The 1,990-nt window shown below is 42.9% G+C and carries 2 protein-coding genes; both read left to right on the forward strand.

Translation table 11 applies throughout. From position 1 onward, the window contains the following. Nucleotides 1-885, forward strand: an 885-nt coding sequence (locus AAKU61_RS22495; protein ID WP_354335852.1) for an HNH/endonuclease VII fold toxin-2 domain-containing protein, incomplete at its 5' end; no start/stop codon positions are given. 12 nt (nt 886-897) lie between these two features. Beyond that, complete coding sequence (locus tag AAKU61_RS22500) at nt 898-1,878, forward strand: beta propeller repeat protein (RefSeq protein WP_354335854.1); 981 nt, start codon at nt 898-900, stop codon at nt 1,876-1,878. Nucleotides 1,879-1,990 lie beyond the last annotated feature (112 nt).

The following is a 1,990-nucleotide window of genomic DNA, read 5'->3' on the forward strand; positions in this document are numbered from 1 at the left end:
GGTGGCATTGTAGAATCTACCGCCAGCGGACTAGATGCGTCAGCAGAATTTGCCACCAGCGGCAAGTTACCCAACATGGTCGCGCTAGCAAGCGCGTATGCACAACGCATGGTGATGAGCAAGATCGATAAAATCACCAAATTGATTCCAGGCGTAAAAGGAGAAATCAACGCCGTCAAAGCCGAGACCAGTGCAGCGAAAGCAGAACTCAATGCAGAGAAGAATGCGGTCAAGAGTGAGCTAGCGGAAGGGAAGAAAGACGCGAAGAAAGAGGCCAAGAAAAGTGACAAAAAGAATGATGCGTCGCCTCCCGGTGATGGGGTCAAGGTTGTTGGAAGTTCAAAAGATGGCGGACGATGCAAACTACGCCCTTACAAAGAAGGATGTCCAAGCGGCACGCCTCACCATGTAGTTCCAGATCATTGCTTTAAACAGCCTGGAGATAATGGGGCTTATTACCCGGGTGGTATTAAACATGCGGATGGACTTTGTATTTGTGTGGAGGGGGCTACTAAGAGCACTGGTTCAGACGGTACACCTGTAAAAAATAAGAGTAAATTAAACATTAAAGATGTACTTAGTAAGCTTGCGGAGCATGGAAAAATTCACGCCTTGTTTGATCCATTAGAAGAAGCTTTAGGTAAGTTAGGGAGTCCTCAAGGAACTGCTAAGTTGGGGCAACTCGAAAAAACTGGTGCAATGGTCGTAGGAAAAGTCGTTGGATGCGATCCTCAAGACTTGGAAAAACAATTGAGAAGCTACCATCAGTCTAAAGGACTCGACCCATCAGTCTCGCTTCGAGCAGATCCGTTTGGGCAAATTAGAAATCTAGATTCGATAAAAATGGGACAAGGTTCCAAAGTTGCAGATATTTCAGGATTTTAAGAGGAAACTAAAATGGACAATGTGGATGAGTTATTAAATGAAGTGTATTTCAATGCTGGCTGCATTAAGCAAGCTGGGTACGTTCTTATCTCGTCAAAGCTCGATCAACTTAATTATGAAGACCAATTCACAAGAATTTTTCTTTATAAAAACGATACTTGGGGAAAGAAGGATATTAATGGATGGGATGCGGTATCTGTTTGTTACTCAAAAGAACTAGATGCGCTATGTGTTCTATCAAAAGAGGGTGATATCTTAATCGGAAAGTCAAATGAGTTTTTACGTGAAAAAATCAATGATGCCGGTGTTCGCAGTGGTATTCACGGGTATGTTTCCCACATAAGGGAAATTGGGAAGACACTGTTTGTTTGTGGTCAAAGTGGCCAAATATATAAAAGAGAGTCGTCGGGCTGGGTGCATTTTGATTTAGGTGTATTAGTCCCAATGGCAGTTGAGCTTGGGACGTCGGCTTTTCTGGATAGCCCGATCCTAAACTGCGTTGACGGCTTTAACGACTCCGATTTGTATGTCGTCGGAGATAGCGGAGCGATTTACCATTTCAACGGAGAGATGTGGAAAAAAATCTTAGTCAATTGCAAGGAACATTTACAGTGGGTTCGTTGTTACAAAGATAATGAAGTTTGGATATGTGGGTATAACGGAACGGTCTTGAAAGGAAATATGCAAGACGGATTCGTAGATGTAAGCAGCGTTGACGATAATCGTACTTTTTGGTCGCTTGTTAAATTTAAAGAAAATATCTATTTATCCACTATAGATCACCTTTATATTTATAGCGGTCAAGGAATTTCAATAGTTGAAACAAAGCTAGAACCAGAATTACTAACTTATTGCCTTGATGCTTGCGATGATGAACTATGGTCATTCGGCTCCAAAGACATCGCCCGCTTCGACGGTACAACTTGGGAGCGTATCCATCATCCCGATAATCCACCGATTGGAGGTAGTTCTATTAAAGGAGGCAAACCATGACAGAGGTCATTGATCACGGTATCGACACAAACACCGACACACAATCAATCGCCGATACTATTTGTCAGCATCTGAATTGCCGCAATATTGGTGCATGGTTAGAAGACTTAGC

The sequence above is a fragment of the Undibacterium sp. GrIS 1.2 genome (assembly GCF_040544435.1).
Classification (GTDB): domain Bacteria; phylum Pseudomonadota; class Gammaproteobacteria; order Burkholderiales; family Burkholderiaceae_D; genus Undibacterium.

Excerpts from the sequence above, each read along its gene's own strand:
- AAKU61_RS22500 (WP_354335854.1), top strand. The coding sequence starts at position 898 with ATGGACAATGTGGATGAGTTATTAAATGAAGTGTATTTCAATGCTGGC.